The sequence below is a fragment of the Frankia sp. AgPm24 genome, assembly GCF_023243055.1.
In the GTDB taxonomy this organism is placed as follows: Bacteria; Actinomycetota; Actinomycetes; order Frankiales; family Frankiaceae; genus Frankia; species Frankia umida.
The window spans coordinates 134,057-149,182 of the sequence record NZ_JALKFW010000210.1; the positions used below are offsets into that span (position 1 = coordinate 134,057).

General features: G+C 71.1%; 16 protein-coding genes and 1 pseudogene. 11 read left to right on the forward strand and 6 right to left on the reverse strand.

Going from position 1 to position 15,126, the window contains the following annotated elements; all coding sequences use genetic code 11:
* Nucleotides 1-68: 68 nt before the first annotated feature.
* Nucleotides 69-347 (reverse strand): MoaD/ThiS family protein, encoded by a 279-nt coding sequence (locus MXD61_RS22530; protein ID WP_248815420.1) that lies wholly within the window; start codon nt 345-347, stop codon nt 69-71.
* Nucleotides 344-1,240 carry an alpha/beta hydrolase gene (locus MXD61_RS22535; RefSeq protein ID WP_248815421.1) on the reverse strand — a complete coding sequence of 299 codons (897 nt, stop codon included), beginning with the start codon at nt 1,238-1,240 and terminating at the stop codon, nt 344-346. The genes MXD61_RS22530 and MXD61_RS22535 overlap by 4 nt, the downstream gene beginning before the upstream one ends.
* 126 nt (nt 1,241-1,366) lie before the next feature.
* Here MXD61_RS22535 and MXD61_RS22540 point away from each other — a divergent pair, with 126 nt between their 5' ends.
* A complete protein-coding gene (locus tag MXD61_RS22540; RefSeq protein ID WP_163549951.1) occupies nt 1,367-2,110 on the forward strand; it encodes a response regulator transcription factor in 744 nt (247 codons plus the stop codon).
* A 267-nt stretch (nt 2,111-2,377) separates the two neighbouring features.
* Nucleotides 2,378-3,439: a mycothiol synthase gene (gene mshD, locus MXD61_RS22545; RefSeq protein WP_374629392.1), complete on the forward strand. Its 1,062-nt coding sequence runs from the start codon at nt 2,378-2,380 to the stop codon at nt 3,437-3,439.
* Here the strand turns inward: mshD and MXD61_RS22550 are convergent.
* On the reverse strand, nt 3,436-3,831 hold the full coding sequence (locus MXD61_RS22550; protein WP_248815422.1) for an STAS domain-containing protein: 396 nt from the start codon (nt 3,829-3,831) through the stop codon (nt 3,436-3,438). The genes mshD and MXD61_RS22550 overlap by 4 nt on opposite strands.
* Before the next feature lie 245 nt (nt 3,832-4,076).
* On the opposite strand from MXD61_RS22550, the gene MXD61_RS22555 reads away from it, so the two are divergent.
* Nucleotides 4,077-4,580 carry a hypothetical protein gene (locus MXD61_RS22555; RefSeq protein ID WP_248815423.1) on the forward strand — a complete coding sequence of 168 codons (504 nt, stop codon included), beginning with the start codon at nt 4,077-4,079 and terminating at the stop codon, nt 4,578-4,580.
* 36 nt (nt 4,581-4,616) lie between these two features.
* On the opposite strand, the gene MXD61_RS22560 is transcribed toward MXD61_RS22555, so the two are convergent.
* A complete protein-coding gene (locus MXD61_RS22560) occupies nt 4,617-5,339 on the reverse strand; it encodes a TMEM165/GDT1 family protein (protein ID WP_248815424.1) in 723 nt (240 codons plus the stop codon).
* A gap of 381 nt (nt 5,340-5,720) precedes the next feature.
* Here MXD61_RS22560 and selA point away from each other — a divergent pair, with 381 nt between their 5' ends.
* Together selA and MXD61_RS22570 are read left to right on the forward strand one after the other, a co-directional pair.
* Entirely contained in the window at nt 5,721-7,556 is a 1,836-nt protein-coding gene (gene selA / locus MXD61_RS22565; RefSeq protein ID WP_248815425.1) for an L-seryl-tRNA(Sec) selenium transferase, read from the forward strand.
* Nucleotides 7,553-8,308, forward strand: a complete 756-nt coding sequence (locus tag MXD61_RS22570) for a hypothetical protein (RefSeq protein WP_248815426.1) — start codon at nt 7,553-7,555, stop codon at nt 8,306-8,308. The genes selA and MXD61_RS22570 overlap by 4 nt, the downstream gene beginning before the upstream one ends.
* Here the strand turns inward: MXD61_RS22570 and MXD61_RS22575 are convergent.
* A complete protein-coding gene (locus MXD61_RS22575; RefSeq protein ID WP_248815427.1) occupies nt 8,200-8,916 on the reverse strand; it encodes a hypothetical protein in 717 nt (238 codons plus the stop codon). The two genes, MXD61_RS22570 and MXD61_RS22575, sit on opposite strands and share 109 nt — an antisense overlap.
* 249 nt (nt 8,917-9,165) lie before the next feature.
* On the opposite strand from MXD61_RS22575, the gene MXD61_RS22580 reads away from it, so the two are divergent.
* From MXD61_RS22580 to MXD61_RS22595, 4 genes are all read left to right on the forward strand, one after another.
* Entirely contained in the window at nt 9,166-9,387 is a 222-nt protein-coding gene (locus MXD61_RS22580) for a hypothetical protein (RefSeq protein ID WP_248815428.1), read from the forward strand.
* Between the two features lie 195 nt (nt 9,388-9,582).
* Nucleotides 9,583-11,229 carry an NAD(P)/FAD-dependent oxidoreductase gene (locus MXD61_RS22585; RefSeq protein WP_248815429.1) on the forward strand — a complete coding sequence of 549 codons (1,647 nt, stop codon included), beginning with the start codon at nt 9,583-9,585 and terminating at the stop codon, nt 11,227-11,229.
* 128 nt (nt 11,230-11,357) lie between these two features.
* A complete protein-coding gene (locus tag MXD61_RS22590) occupies nt 11,358-11,840 on the forward strand; it encodes a peroxiredoxin (protein ID WP_248815430.1) in 483 nt (160 codons plus the stop codon).
* Nucleotides 11,841-11,992: 152 nt separating this feature from the next.
* On the forward strand, nt 11,993-12,565 hold the full coding sequence (locus tag MXD61_RS22595; protein ID WP_248815431.1) for a VOC family protein: 573 nt from the start codon (nt 11,993-11,995) through the stop codon (nt 12,563-12,565).
* A 213-nt stretch (nt 12,566-12,778) separates the two neighbouring features.
* Here the strand turns inward: MXD61_RS22595 and MXD61_RS22600 are convergent, their stop codons facing one another.
* Nucleotides 12,779-13,162 (reverse strand): hypothetical protein, encoded by a 384-nt coding sequence (locus MXD61_RS22600; protein ID WP_248815432.1) that lies wholly within the window; start codon nt 13,160-13,162, stop codon nt 12,779-12,781.
* A 493-nt stretch (nt 13,163-13,655) separates the two neighbouring features.
* On the opposite strand from MXD61_RS22600, the gene MXD61_RS22605 reads away from it, so the two are divergent.
* Together MXD61_RS22605 and MXD61_RS22610 are read left to right on the forward strand one after the other, a co-directional pair.
* A complete protein-coding gene (locus MXD61_RS22605) occupies nt 13,656-14,669 on the forward strand; it encodes a 3-dehydroquinate synthase (protein WP_374629397.1) in 1,014 nt (337 codons plus the stop codon).
* Nucleotides 14,666-15,126, forward strand: a pseudogene (locus MXD61_RS22610) (shikimate dehydrogenase); the annotation flags it as partial. The gene MXD61_RS22605 and the pseudogene MXD61_RS22610, both read left to right, overlap by 4 nt.

The following is a 15,126-nucleotide window of genomic DNA, read 5'->3' on the forward strand; positions in this document are numbered from 1 at the left end:
GCCGCCATGCTGTCACGTCCGGGTAGGGCACCGCGGTGGCGGTCCTACGCCGCGCCCCTGGCCGCCGATCAGCCGCCGGCGAAGGGTGGCAGGACCTCGACGACGGCTCCGGCCGCCAGCGTGAGGGTGGCCGGGTCACGTTGTCCGGCGGGCTGGTCGTCCACCAGGTAGGAGCAGCGCCGCAACAGGCTGGGCAGGGTGCCGCCGTGGCGGGCCGCGATCGCGTCCTGCACCTGCGCGAGGGTGGACGCGACGAGCGTCTCCTCGGTCACGCCGGCGGCCGCTCGCGCCGCCGCCCAGTAGCGGACCGTCACCGTCCCCGGTGCCGTGGCCGGACCACCGGTCATGATGTCCACCCCTTCGATGATTCTGGCACCGAGCCCGTCGCGGGGCCCGCGGCCGGCCCGTCCGCCCGGACGGGTGTGCTGGCGGGCGCGGCGAGTTCGACCAGGTGGGACCCGATGCGGTCCAGCAGACCGGGCGACAGTCCCGCCTCGGCGTGCCCGAACTCGGGCTCGATCCAGACCTGCGCGTGCCCCCCGCTCGCGGCGCCAAGAGCCCGCGGATGCTCCAGGGTGAAATACCGGTCGCGACCGCCATGCACGATCAGCAATGGGGTCGGCGCAATGGCACCGATCAGCTCCAACGGAGACAGCGGAACGGGCACAAAAGCGCCCGGATCGATACGCACCCGTAACCCCACCCGGGCCACCATCCGGCCGGTCGCGGACTCCGCGAACCAATGGATTCGCCGCATCGGCGCAGTATCTCGAACGAACCACCGACTTGCCGCACTCACGCTGATCACAGCGTCGGGCGGATGTCGGAGACGGTGCCCGTGACAGAGCGTACCAGTTTTTGCCAATCCGGCATGACGGAGGACGGCTCCCGCGCCCATCGACCACCCGATGGTGACAACGCGCAGGTAGCCAAGGGTGCGGGCAGCCCCCACCGCGGCATCGACGTCCAGCGCCTCGCGATCGCCGAACGTGCACAGCCCGGTTGATCGCCCGTGGCCGCGCAGGTCCATGACCTGCACTCCGACATATTTCCGCAAACCGTTCGTTACTTCACGTAACGCAAGGCGTTCCATCGAGCCGGAGAAGCCATGGGCCACGACAGCCGCCAGGTCACGTGACTCTCCGTACTGATCCGGAATTTTTGGATCATGCCTGGTGGCAAGGATCTCAGAATCAGCGGTCGGTAGTGACCGGTAGACGGTAGGAGCGCAGTAGGGCACTCGGCTATCCTCCCCACATACCGGCCTTCGTTTCATGCCCATGACGGTCGTGCGACGCCCAGTGCCGGACATAGAGTTGCTCATCGGGTCGACGCTGCCCCACCACACACCACTGGAGGAGTCGTCTTGAGCGTCGTCCTTTTGCTCACCAACGCCCCCGGTCCCTCCGCCGAGTCGTTTCCGTCGCTTGGGCTGCTCACACACACGGTGCGGGTCGCTCCACTGGAGGCCAGCGCCCTGCTGGACGCGCCCCCGGTCGACGTGATCGTGGTGGACGGGCGCCGGGAGCTCGTCATCGCTCGTGGCCTGTGTCGACTGCTGCGCACCACCGGGCTGACCACTCCGCTGCTCGCCCTGGTCACCGAAGGTGGACTCGCCGCGGTGTCCGCCGACTGGGGCGTCGACGACGTCGTGCTTGACTCCGCCGGTCCCGCCGAGGTCGAGGCCCGGTTGCGACTGGCCATCGGTCGGGTCGCTGCTGCTGGCGGCACCGCCGAGGCCGGTGTCATCCGGTCCGGCGACCTCTCCGTCGACGAGACCACCTACTCCGCGAAGCTACGGGGCCGGCCGCTCGAGCTCACCTTCAAGGAGTTCGAACTGCTCAAGTACCTGGCACAGCACCCCGGTCGGGTCTTCACCCGGGCGCAGCTGCTGCAGGAGGTCTGGGGCTACGACTACTACGGCGGCACCCGCACGGTGGACGTGCATGTTCGCCGCCTGCGGGCGAAGCTCGGCCCCGAGCACGAGGCCATGATCGGCACGGTTCGCCACGTCGGCTACAAGTTCGTGGCCCCGTCGATCACCCCCCTCGCGGACGGGCCCAGCGGCCGGGTCGACCGTGATGACGCCCGCACCCCCGAGCGGGTCTAGCCCGTCCCTCGTTGAGCCGTAGCCAGTTCGACGATCCACGCGGCGTCACCACCACATGACGGATGGCTCCCCCGGTGGCCGTTGTCGCGATCCGCGGCGTCATCGCACAAAGCGTGGTCGCTCAGTCCGGTTGTCGTCGGGCCCAGCGACCACGCTTCGCCGTTTGACGACGGCGACGACGGCGACGGGTTCAGGTGTGGGTGCGGCGCGCCGCACCGGATCCGCGGTTCACGCGACATCGGCGGGGGCCGCTCGTACGGTCGGGTGGTGACCTCCTCGACCTCGCAGCCGTCCGCGGCCATATCCTCCAGCGCACGGCTGGACTGGCGTCCGACTCTCAGCGGTACGGACGTCGACGGCATCGAGAGCCTGCTCGCCGAGGCGGAGCGAGCCGACGGTAGCGGGCCGGTATCCGAGGACGTCCGGTTGACGTTGCGCCCGGGTCTTGCGGTGGACGCCGGCCATCACCTGCTCGCCCGTCTGTCGGCCGGTTCCGCGGACGCCCCCTCACCAGCCGCTCCCGCCGCGACCGGCCCGAAAGGCGGGCCGGTCGACCCCGCCGAACCGCCGATCATCGGATACGCGCACCTGGGCGGCCCACCGGAAAGTCGGCAGGCCGAGGTCGTGGTGCATCCCGCGCACCGCCGTCAGGGTGTGGGTCGGGCGCTGGTCACCGCGCTGCTCGCCGCCTGTTCCACGGCGCGGGCGGAACTCGACATCTGGGCGCACGGGGATCTGCCGGCCGCGGCGGCCCTCGCCGATCCGCTGGGCTTCGTCCGTGCCCGTGTGCTGTTCCAGCTGCGCCGCCCGTTGGACGAGCCGCTGGAGCAGCCGGTGCTGCCCGCCGATGTCACCGTGCGGCCCTTCGTCCCCGGCCAGGACGACGAGGCCTGGCTCGCGGTCAACGCCGCGGCCTTCGCCGACCATCCCGAGCAGGGCCGCTGGACCTCCGACGACCTGGCCAGACGTCAACAGGAACCGTGGTTCGACCCGCGGGGATTCTTCGTCGCCGAACGCGACGGGCAGGTGGTCGGTTTCCACTGGACCAAGGTCCACGCGGTCGACCCGACACCCGCACCGGATGTCCCACCCGCCCAGGTCGGCCCGATCGGCGAGGTCTACGTCGTCGGTGTGCGGCCCGGTTCTGGTGGTTCGGGCCTGGGCCGGGCGCTCACCCTCATCGGCCTGCGTCATCTGCGGGACCAGCGCCTGCCCACCGTCGCGTTGTACGTCGACGAGGACAACGAGCGGGCGGTGCGGATGTACACCGGGCTCGGTTTCACCGAGCATGCGCGGGACGTGTCCTATCACTGGCGCCAGGCTGGCTAGGCGCTACGACGCCGGGCCAGTCCCGGTGCCGGGGCTGGCCCGGCGGCCGAAGCCGAAGCCGCGGAGACCGCCGGAAGATCGTCGTCCACGGCGATGACCGTGGTCAGGTTGGTGACGTGCAGCAACCGGTTCGTGTCCTCGTTGAGATGCCGCAGGGCCAGCCGGCCACCGGCCGAACGCTGGCGCTGATGGGCGAACAGGATCACCGCGAGTCCCTGCGAGTCCAGAAAGCTGACCTCGGCCAGGTCGACCACGATGTCCCTGACTCCGGCGACCCGGGCATCCAGCAGGGACTCACGCAGCGGATCCAGCGAGGAGTAGTCGATGTCGCCCACAGGGTGCACGACGATCGTGTCGCTCCCCGTCACCTCGACCCGCACAGATGGTTCCATGGCTCCGCCCGACCGGATGGCATGGGCACCGCGGGATACAGGCCGGACCGTTCCCACTGCGCGTCGCACTCCTGTCAAGCACGATGAAGCCGGCGTACCCAGGCTCTCCCACTCCCACACCCCTCAGATTCCCACCGCGGCGCGCCCTGTCTCACATCAGCGCCCCGCCCGGCCCGCCGTCTGCCCTCCGCCTCTCCCCGCCAGACGGGATGGGATGACATGTCATCCCATGAGAACGTCCTCGCATGGACATCAACCCGCCCTGGTCCCGCGGTGGCGCTGCTCCCGCTGATGTCGTCACGTTCCTGTGCCGGTCGGACGGCGCCGCCGTCTCGGTCGGCCCGCTGCCCGGCGGTCCGCCGGGTTCCGGCGCTGGTCTGGTCGGTCTCGTCGTCCGGCTGCCCGGCGCCTCCCCCGCTCTGCTGCGGCTCACGCCCGATGAGGCTGGTCGCCTCGCCGGGCTGCTCGCCGAGACGAACGGAGGTGATGCCGCGGCCGGTGCCGTCGATCCCGTCCCCGATGGCAGCGGCGGCGCGTCGGGCTCGAGGTACGTCGTCGTCGCGCCGGAGGGGGCGCCGGTGGCCGAGCTGTGGCCGGCGCTGGCGGCGCTTCCCCCGGCCGCGCGGCTCGTCGATTTCGCTTCGGACGCGGAGGTCGTGCTCGTCTTCGGGCTCGACGATCCGCGTTGGCCGATCCTGCCGCGCGAGGCCGGCTCGGTTCGGGACGCGCGGCAGGCGCCGAGCCGCTGAGTCGTCCGGTCGTGGGGTGGCCGGCCCTCCAGCCGGCTACCCGCGCAGCACCTCGATCCCCGAGATCACCGCGAGCACCAGGAACGCCCCCGCGGCAATGCGGGTGATCATGGAGATCGGCAGCAGTCGGAGCAGCCCACGTCCACCGGCGATACCGAGGGCGGCCACCGTCCACAGGCCCAGCAGCGCGCCCAGCCAGACGCTCACCGGAGAGTCGAAACGGGCGGCGAGGTTGGCCGTGGTGATCTGGGTGAGGTCGCCCAGCTCCGCAAGAAAGACAACGCCGAACGAGGTGACCGCCACCCGCCAGAACGTGCTCGAACCGGCGCTCCTGGTGGCGGCCGGCTGCTCGGCCACCACCGCGGGAGTGGCCGATCCCGCCGGCCCCGCGCTGTCGCTGGTCAACGTGCCCTCGGGGTTGGTCGTGCCCTCGGGGTTGGTCATGCCCTCGGCGTTGGAGGGAGCGTCGCTCGTCTCGGGCTTGTCGTCGTCATCGCGGCCCTCGCGCAGCACCAGGACGGCGCCCAACAGGAAGAGCACCATCGTGATCCCGTCCACCAGTCGGCTCGGGAGATGGGAGAACGCGCTACCAGCCGCGACAGCCACCGTGACATGGATGAGGAAGGCGGCCGCCACCCCCACCCAGACGTAGATCGGCCGGAACCGGCTGCCCAACACAAGACTCGCGACCATCGTCTTGTCCGGAAGCTCGGCGAGGACGATGACGCCGAAGGTGACCAGTATCGCGGTGATGCTCACGCCGGAACCTCTCGTAAGGCCGGGTCGTGAGCGGGGTACGCCTTCGACCCGGCATGACTGCCGTGTCGAAGGTCTCGCCCACCAGGCCGCGCACAGCCGGGCCCGAGCGCCGGGAACCCGCGGGCCGACCCATGACGGGCCGCGCACGGGCGCCAGTATGTCGACGCGCGGGTCGAGGTCGGTTCCACCGCCAGCCTGGCGGAGAAGCGCACTCGACGGGGCTACTCCCCTTCAGGGATGAAGGCTACCCGCTTGGCGGATGTGGTGCATCAGTTCACGTCCCCGCCACCTGGACATTCGGACGGCACACGAAAGGACACGCCACCACGCCGGCCTCACCCGTGGACATCACGCTTCGCAGTACTAGATTTACGCGAAGTGATGGATGATCTGGCCTCTCCCGCATTCGGCGCCGCCGAGGATCCGGTACCGGCGCCGATGCCGCGTGCCCGCGAGGCCACCGGTCTCCGTCCGGTGATCAACGCCACGGGGATTCTCCTGCACGGAGCGCTCGGCCGCGCGCCCCTGTCCGCGGCGGCCCGGGCCGCCCTCGACCTGGCGGCCGGCACCATCGACCTGGAGTTCGACCTGGCCACCGGCCGCCGGGACCGTCGTGGTCGCAGCGCGCTCTCCGCCCTGGCCGCGGCGGTGCCGGCCGCGGCCGCGGTGCACATCGTCAACAACGAGGTGGCGGCCCTCGTCCTCGCCGTGGCGGCGCTGGCAGCGGGACGGGAGGTGGTGGTCAGCCGCGGCGAACTCGGCGAGACGACCGACGGCCTGCGCCTGCCGGATCTGCTGGCGACCACCGGCGCCCGGCTGCGTGAGGTCGGCACCACCAACCGCACCACCCTGGGCGACTACGCCCGGGCGATCGGCCCACAGACGGGCGTCGTCCTGCGCGTGCACACCCCCGGTTACCAGCTGATCGGGTTCACGGATCGCCCCGCCCTGGGTGATCTCGCCGAACTGTGCGTCGATCTCGGCGTCCCGCTGGTCGGCGACAGCGGGTCCGGGCTGCTCTGCCCAGAGCCCCACCTGCCCACCGAGCCGGATGTCACCACCTGGCTGGACCAGGGCGTGGCCGTGGTGCTGGCCAGTGGGGACCGACTGCTCGGCGGCCCGCAGTGCGGTCTGCTGTTCGGCCACGCCGGCCTGATCGACCGGATGCGCCGCCATCCGCTGTCGCGCGCCGGCCAGGCCGGCAAGCTGACCCTCGCCGCGCTGGAGGCGACACTGCGCCATGAGCCGCCGGTGCGCCAGGCGTTGCGGACCCGACCCGAACATCTCGTGGCCCGGGCCGAACGGCTCGCCCGGTGGCTGCGCCACGCCGGGATCGCCGCGTCCGCGGTGGCCAGCCGCGCCTGCGTCGACGAGTCGGCCACCGGGCCGGCCGGCGGCCATGCGCTGCGTGGCTACGACCTGCCAAGCGCCGCGGTAGCCGTCGACGCGGTGATCGCGATGCCGTTGCGCGACGGTCAGCCGGCCGTTCTCGGGCGGGTGGAGCAGGGCTGCTGTCTGCTGGACCTACGGGCCGTGCCGGCCGAACTCGATCCGGTGCTCGGCGCGGCGATACTCGCGGCCGCGACCGCGATCGGTGCCACCGCCCTCACCGACCCACCGACCGCCCCCCAGCCCATCGTGGCGGCGGCCACCCCGCACAGATCCGCGTCCGACCCGTCGCAGGGGCGACCAGAACCGGGCCGGGAACCGCCCCCAGCCAGGATGTCGGCGATCGGTGGAGATCCGTCCCCAGGCGGGACCGGTGGGGGGCCGGCCACCGCGCAGAAGTCGGCCTCGGCCGGCGGGCTCGCACCGACCGGTGTCCGAACCGAGACGGCCAGGCTCGACGTCGCCCTGCCCGGAGACACCCTTCTTGGGCTGGAGCCGCTCTGGATCGACCGTCCGTACCGGACGGATGCCGCCGTCGCCCTGGCAACGCCGGTGAGCAGCCCGCCGGTGAGCAGCCCGCCGCGAGGCCGTCCAGCGGACGACGCCGCCCAGGCGCTGTCCTGGTCGCCGGCCGAACCGGGATGGATGTTCGAGACGGACCCGCTCACCGCCGACTGTCCGCCGTGTGGGCTCGAGACCGCCGACATGGACACGATCGAGTCCGCCACGATCCCGCACGGCCGGGACTCGACGCGGACGGCACCGGAGCAGCCGGCCTCGAACCAGCCCAGCCCACCGCAGCAGCCACCGGATCGGCAGTCCCCGTGAGCACGCCCCGCCTGCTGGACCAACCGCTTGTCCTGGACCTGCTGCGTCGGCTGTCCGCCGCCGGCGGCGGGGCCGTCCTGCTGTGCTACGGCCTGGTTCATCTGCTGGTCTGGCCCGGGGCGCCGACCGGCACCCCGGGCGAACGGTACCGCTGGAACGGCGACACCCACCTGTTCGGCTGGCTGCCCGCGGCCGTCGGATGGACGTTGGGCGCCGTCCTGCTCGCGGCGACCGTGCTGGGGTACGTCGCCGCCGCCGCGGGACTCGTCGGGGTGCCGGTTCTGCGCCGCCACCATCTCGGCGCCACCGCCACGGGTTGCACCGCCTCCCTGGGGCTGTACGCGGTGGCCTGGCCCGGTCTGGAACCGGACCCGACCGATTTCAGCGCCGGCCCGGTGATCAGCGGACTGCTGTTGGCCTGCGTTCTCGCGACCACCTGGGCCCGGCGTTACCCGTCGTCGACGGGCGGCGGGTCACCCAGGCCGCCGGCCAACCGGGGCAGCACCCGCACCCGGCCGGACGCCACCGCCGACCGCACCGCACCGACGTTCACCGACCGCTGGGACGGGACCACACCCTGGGACGAAGCCGCCCCCTGGGACGGGACCGAACCCTGGGACCGGGCCGTGCCCCGGCCTGGTGCTCAGCCTCGCCCGGTGTCCGAACCTCGGGTGGTCAGGCCGTCCAGCTCACGCTCCAGGTTGAGCCGGGCCGACGGTTCCCACCGGCGCCGCGCCCACCCCGTGGAGTAGAGCGGCCCCTCGAGCAGGTGGCGCAACGCGCTGGCACGACCCCGGCGCCACTGCGCGTCATCGAAACCGCCGTACTCCCGGCGCACCCGGCGCACGTACACGTCATAGCTGGCGGGTCCGCGGGCGAGGACACGTAGATCGGCGTCGTTGACCAGGGCCTCGTCCCGGCTGTGCGACCCGTGGGAGGCGGTGGCGAGCACGAGACGGGCGACCGTGGCACCCGTCGGCCCGGGGCAGCCCAGCTCCGCCAGCACCCGGGTGGAGAGTTCGGCCGAGCATCGCTCGTTGTCGGTCAGGGCCGGGTCGTACACCACATCGTGGAAGTAGGCCGCGAGGATGCAGGCGGGTGCCAGGTACCGGTCGCCGGCCCGGCCTTCGGCGGTCAGGAGCACCCGGAGGGCGGCCGTCACCTCCGCGACATGACGCAGAGTGTGGTAGTGCCGCCCCGGCTGCTGGTAGCAACGAGCGAGCGCCACGAAGGCGCGCACCCGTTCACTGACGTCGGCGGTGGCACCCGCGCCGAGCAGCGCGTCGTCGAACAGCCGGGCGAGCGGTGTGCGCGGCCCGGTCAGGGCGACGTCCCGGACGGCGTTCGCCTGCCCAGCCATCCGCGCTCCTCCCCGCCCGAGCGACGCCCGCCGATGGATGCCCGCTGGTGCGACATCCACTGGCGGCTCTGGCCGCTCACGTACCCTCGCATGCCCGGCCGATCCCGGCCAGACCCAGGCTGACCAGATACGGTCCGGCCCGAACCGGCCACACCGGCCCCGCCCGACCAGCCAGCCAGCCGATCAGCCACGCCCGATCAGGCCACCCCGACATTTGCCATCATCGAACACGCGTGCGACTGTCGACTGGTGGAAGTGCAGATCGTGATCGACGGACAGCCCTTCCCGCTACCGGCGGACACCGATCCGGACGAGCTTCGTCGCCGGGTCGCCCAGGCGGTCTTCCGCTGCGAGGTGGAGCAGCTTCATCTCGCCGACGGCCGCACGATGCTGGTCAACTGGCGATCGGTACGTCTCATCGAGGTTCGCGTCGTCCAGCCGGGCCTCTGCGACCCCCAGCATATCAAATAGCAAAAAATGCAATAAATGCTACTAAAGGTACATATCCGTACAGGCGCTGACCGATAGGCATTGGTCCCGCGTTCACCCATGCCGCCATCCATAGAGATGGTTAGGTGCCAGTTGTGCACCAGGTGTAATTATTGTGATCTTTGTGGGATGGAAGGTGCGCCCGGCCCACTTCCTGCAGCGTTCAGGAGCCTCATCATGATCGGATACGACTATTCAGTCGCGATCCTCGGTAGCGGCATCGCCGGATCGACGCTGGCGAACATCCTCGCCCGGCACGGTCACAGCGTGGTGCTGGTCGACAGCGGCAGCCATCCCCGGTTCGCCCTCGGGGAATCGACGATCGGCGAGACGACCTATCTCCTCAAGCTGCTGGCGGAGCGGTTCGACGTGCCCGAACTCGCCCATGTCAGCAGTTTCGAGGGGGTGCGTTCGCACGTCACGTCAGCCTGCGGAGTCAAGCGCAACTTCGGCTTCGTCTACCACCGCGACGGGCATGTCCAGGACCCGGAGGAGGTGACCCAGTGCAGCGTCGCGGAGTTCCCGAACGGCCCGGAGATGCACATGCACCGCCAGGACATCGACTCCTACCTCTTCTACACCGCCGTTCGCTACGGCGCGGCGCCCCGCCAACGGACGATGGTGGAGCGGGTCGAGTTCACCGCGGACGCCGCGACCCTCACCACCCGCTCCGGCGAGACGCTGCGGGTGCGGTACGTCGTCGACGCGTCCGGCCGCAACTCCGTGCTGGCGAACACGTTCGGTCTGCGGGAGGAGCCGTGCCGGTTCCGCACGAACTCCCGCACCCTGTTCACCCACATGGTCGGCGTCACGCCGTTCGACGATGTCACGACGCCCAGCGGCCAGCCCACCCGCTGGCATCAGGGCACGCTGCACCACATCTTCGACGGCGGCTGGATGTGGGTGATCCCGTTCGACAACCACCGCTGCGCCACCAATCCGCTGTGCAGTGTCGGGCTCAACCTCGACAGCCAGCGTTTCCCGCACGATCCGGGCCGCTCCGCCGAGGACGAATGGGCCACGTTCCTCGAACGCTTCCCGAGCGTGGGACGGCAGTTCGCCACCGCGCGCCCGGCGTGGGACTGGGTGTCCACCGGACGCACCCAGTACTCCACCAGCCGGACGGTCGGCGACCGGTGGGCGATGATGAGCCACGCCGCCGGCGCCATCGACGCGCTGTTCTCCCGGGGTATGGCCAACACGATGCAGGTGATCTACGCTTTCGCGCCGACCCTGCTGGCCGCGCTCGACGACGGCGATCTTTCCGCCGAACGCTTCGCCTACCTCGACACGCTCAACCAGACCATTCTGGACGTCAACGACCAGCTCGTCCACGGCTCCTACGTCGCGTTCCGCGATTTCGATCTCTGGCGGGCGTGGTCCAAGGTCTGGTTCATGGCCTGGAACATGGGCATCGCCCGGATCACCGGCACCTATTTCGGCTATCTGGAAAAGGGCGACCGCGCGTTGTTCGACCGGCTGCTCGACGCCCCGCATCTGGGCACCTTCTGCCCGGACCTGCCGGAGTTCCAGCCCCTGTTCGCCGCGCTGTCCGCGGTGATGGTCGAGGTCGAGCAGGGTCGGCTGACCCCGTCGGCCGCGGTCGAGCGCCTCGCCGGGCTGCTTGGCAACGCGGAGTTCCTGCCAACTCCCCTGCGACTCGGTGACGTGCTGCGCCGCTGGCACGACGGGTCCTTCGAGGCCCAGCGCCGGATGTACGAATGGGGCCGCAGCAGCTCGCCGGCCTCGATGCGGCGCTGGTACGACTACGACCTCGACAAGCTGCAGGCCCGCGCCGGCGACGCGGTACCGGTGAGTTTCTGACCTGGCGGCCTGCGTCGGTACCGGCCGGTGCAGGCCCGGTTCTGGCCCGCCCATTCCAGCACCGCTACTGTTGCGAAAACAGAAGCAAGCCTGGCCAGACGGGGCAGGCTGCGGAGGGAGCACCCAGCATGGCCACGCCCGATGTGGGTCAACCGGCGCCCGAGATCAGCCTGCCTGGCCTGGTCGTCGTCGACGGTGAACGCCACGATGACCAGTACTCGCTGTCCGCCCAGCGCGGCCATCCGACGGTCCTCGCCTTCTACCCCGGGGACAACACCCCGGTCTGCACCCGGCAGATGTGCTCCTACGCGGCCGGTATCGAGGTTTTCCGCGGCCTCGGCGCCCCGGTGTGGGGGATCAGCCCGCAGGATCTGGACAGCCACGAGTCCTTCGCCCGCGACCAGGGGCTCGGCTTCCCGCTGCTGGCCGACACCGCGCGCGAGGCGGCGAAGAAGTACGGCATAGCCATGGTCGGTCTTGGGCTTCGCCGCTCGGTCTTCCTGATCGACGCGGACGGCGTGGTGCGGTGGAAGCAGGTCGGGTTGGTCGGCCTGACATACGCCGATGTCGACACGATCGCCGAGCAGATCCGCCAACTCGCGCCGTCCTGATCCGGACCGTGGACGTCGGCGCTACGATCTGCTTCGCTTCCCGGATACCACTGGGACGCGAGACCGGTAGGACGTGATACCTGCGGCACGTGACACCGGCAGGACGTGATATCGCCGCGCACGCGGTACCGGTGAAACCCGGAGGGACGTTCGTGAAGACCGGATCGGCCTTTCTGGGCCGCGCCTGCGTATCCCGCGGCGGCCCACCGGCCGGCGTCGAGCCGGACCGGCCTCGGGTTTTCGCGCCCCCCACCGGCACCGGGGCGGCCGCCATCGACGTGCTCCTGGGCAGGCTGACGTTCCACCGTTTCGACATCGCCGTCACCGCGCTCGAGGCGGCCCGTGAGATCTACACGGTCACCCTCGGCGTGGAGATCTGGCAGACCCGGGAACTGGCCGGCACCGTGTGGCGCCGGGGACGGGCCGTGTCGCTCGCGGGCACCCTGGTCGCCGAGGGCAGGCTCGGCTCCGGCCTCGTCCGGCTGGTCGAGCCGGCCGCCGGCCACACGGTGGCCCGCGAGGCGATCGAGCGGCGCGGCGAGGGGCTGTTCTCCATCGGCTACCAGGTGGACGACCCGGTCGCCGCCCTCGGCGCCACACTCGCCGCCCAGACCCCGGTCGAGCAGCTCGGGCCCGACCGGATCCGACCAGCCGAGATCTACCTCAATGGCGGTTCCGGGCTGTTGCTCTGCCTACTGCAGCGGGATATGCCGTCACCGATCTGAACGACGACCTGAACGACGAATCGCGCCGGTGGGCTTGTGTCCGGCACCCGAAAAATGTCATCATCTTTGCAGGCCGCCCGGCACCCCCCGAGCTGGGCGGCCTCTTTACCTGCTCCAGCGTCTGTCCCGGTGCCTGCCCAGATACGGTGCCTGCCCAGATACGGTGCCTGCCCAGATACGGTGCCTGCCCAGATACGGTGCCTGCCCAGATACTCAGCGCAGCAGCACGACGACCATCAGCAGGATGCCGACCAGGGTCGTCCCCAGGGCCACGAAGGTCGCGATCCGACCACGACCGCTACCCCGACGCCAGGCCAGCGCGCCGCATCCGATCGCGATCAGCCCGGCCAGCGGAAAGAACAGGCCGAGCGCCGCGAACGTGAAGGCAATGATCCACAAAGCGCGCGCGTCCGGCAGTTCGTCGACCGGTTCAAGCGCCGGATCAACCTCCCACTCGACATCATCATCCGCATGCGGAGCATCGCGGTCGGCCGCGGGTTCCTCCGCCGCAGGCGGGTTCGGGGCAGGGCCTTCTCCCGCCGGCCGCGAAACCGTTGCCCCGGAATCGGCACTGGTCTCGGCGGTGGCCTTGGTCATCGCACACTCCTCCTGGCCGCCGTGTCGGCGGTCTCCGCGACAGCGCTCGCGCCGCACGTAAGTGACATCTCCCGGTCCCGGTTCCGGGGCATGCCCCAGAGCCTGACGTACTTTGTGCCCGCTGTCGCGATTCGACGCGAGAAGTGAGCCGGACCGGCGCCCACGACCACCCGAAGGCGCTACGGCATGTGAACCCGGTCGCTCCCTCGGACAGATCGTCCGCCCCCGCCAGGGCGGGCTCCCGGGGCCGGCTCGACGGAACCGGCCCCGGTGTCCAACACCAGGAGCATCCGGGGCAGACTGAGGCGACGGCGTCGCGGCGGACCAGCCCGCGGGTGGGCCAGCGCATCCGGCCCCCGGATCTGCCCCGCGGCGGGCCTGGCAGGTCCGCCGCCCCGAAACCTCGCGGATCCGGAGACCACACGTGACCGGCAGACCTGCCACTGGGCGACTCAGCCGCCCGATCGAACAGCTCGGCTCCGACCACCGGCGGGTGATCGTTGCTCTGGGCGATCGCAGCTATCCGGTCGACATCGGCGCGGGGGTGCGCGGCACGCTGCCAGACGTCGTCGCCCGCCTCGGCGCGCGTCGCGCGGTCATCGTCTCCGCCCGGCCATCCGAGGTCGTCCCCGATCCGGGGGTTCCCACGCTGCGGTTGGCGGCCCGCGACGGCGAGGCGGACAAGAGCCTGGCGAACGTCGAGGCGCTGTGCAGCCAGTTCGCCGGGTTCGAACTGACCCGATCCGACGTGGTCGTCTCCTGCGGCGGCGGGACGACCACCGATGTCGTCGGGCTCGCCGCCGCGCTCTACCACCGTGGCACCCCCGTCGTGCACCTGCCCACGTCCCTGCTCGCCCAGGTCGACGCGAGTGTCGGTGGCAAGACGGCGGTCAACCTGCCCGCCGGCAAGAACCTCGTCGGCGCGTACTGGCAGCCCAGCGCCGTCCTGTGTGACACCGACCTGCTGGCCACCCTGCCGCGGCGGGAATGGGTCAACGGCTACGGCGAGATCGCGCGCGCCCACTTCATCGGAGCGCCGGACCTGTTGGGCCGACCGGTCGCGGAGCAGATCGCGGCCAGCGTCGCGCTCAAGGCCGGCATCGTCGCCCGCGACGAGCGGGACACGAACCTGCGGCACATCCTCAACTACGGGCACACTCTCGGCCACGCCCTGGAACGGGTCACCGACTACGCGATGCGCCACGGGGAGGCGGTGGCCGTCGGCACCGTCTTCGCCGGCCGTCTCGCTGGTGCCCTCGGCCGCATCGACGCCGACCAGGTCGCGGAGCACCTGGAGGTCGTCCGTGGCTACGGATTGCCGTGGGCTCTGCCCACCGGCATCGACCTGGACGCGCTCATCGCCGTCATGCGGTTGGACAAGAAGTCCGTCGGCACCGGGCTGACGTTCGTCCTGACCGGCCAGGACGGCCCGCAGCTCGTCGGCGACATCGACGAGACGCATGTCCGCGCCACCCTCGCCGACATGCCCCGATCGGCCACATCATGAGCGTTCCCGTCGCCGACCTACCCGCGCAGACCGACGTACCCGTGCAGGCCACCGGGCCGGACACCGCCACCGGGCTCGGGCCGGCGCTGATGCCCACGGTCAGCGGCACCACGCGGCTGTACGTCGTCATCGGCGACCCGGTCACCCAGGTGCGGGCGCCGTCCCTGCTCAACCCGCTGTTCGCGCGGCTGGCCATCGACGCCGTGCTCGTCCCGGTACAGGCCCGACCGGAGGCGTTCGGCACCGTTCTGGCCGGGCTCGCCGCCACCGGCAACGTCGACGGCGTGTTCGTCACCATCCCGCACAAGGTCGCGGCCTGCGAACTCGCCACCGAACGCGGCACCGCCGCCCAGATCAGCGGCAGCGCCAACGTGCTGCGTCGGGGGCCCCGCGGCGGGGGGGCCGCCCCCAACGTGGCCGGCCCCGGGGTCGGTCCCCGGGTGGGCCCCGCCGGGGA

Excerpts from the sequence above, each read along its gene's own strand:
- MXD61_RS22550 (WP_248815422.1), bottom strand. The coding sequence starts at position 3,831 with ATGGAACCATCTGTGCGGGTCGAGGTGACGGGGAGCGACACGATCGTC.
- selA (WP_248815425.1), top strand. The coding sequence starts at position 5,721 with ATGGATGATCTGGCCTCTCCCGCATTCGGCGCCGCCGAGGATCCGGTA.
- MXD61_RS22590 (WP_248815430.1), top strand. The coding sequence starts at position 11,358 with ATGGCCACGCCCGATGTGGGTCAACCGGCGCCCGAGATCAGCCTGCCT.
- MXD61_RS22585 (WP_248815429.1), top strand. The coding sequence starts at position 9,583 with ATGATCGGATACGACTATTCAGTCGCGATCCTCGGTAGCGGCATCGCC.
- MXD61_RS22575 (WP_248815427.1), bottom strand. The coding sequence starts at position 8,916 with ATGGCTGGGCAGGCGAACGCCGTCCGGGACGTCGCCCTGACCGGGCCG.
- MXD61_RS22600 (WP_248815432.1), bottom strand. The coding sequence starts at position 13,162 with ATGACCAAGGCCACCGCCGAGACCAGTGCCGATTCCGGGGCAACGGTT.
- MXD61_RS22555 (WP_248815423.1), top strand. The coding sequence starts at position 4,077 with ATGGACATCAACCCGCCCTGGTCCCGCGGTGGCGCTGCTCCCGCTGAT.
- MXD61_RS22530 (WP_248815420.1), bottom strand. The coding sequence starts at position 347 with ATGACCGGTGGTCCGGCCACGGCACCGGGGACGGTGACGGTCCGCTAC.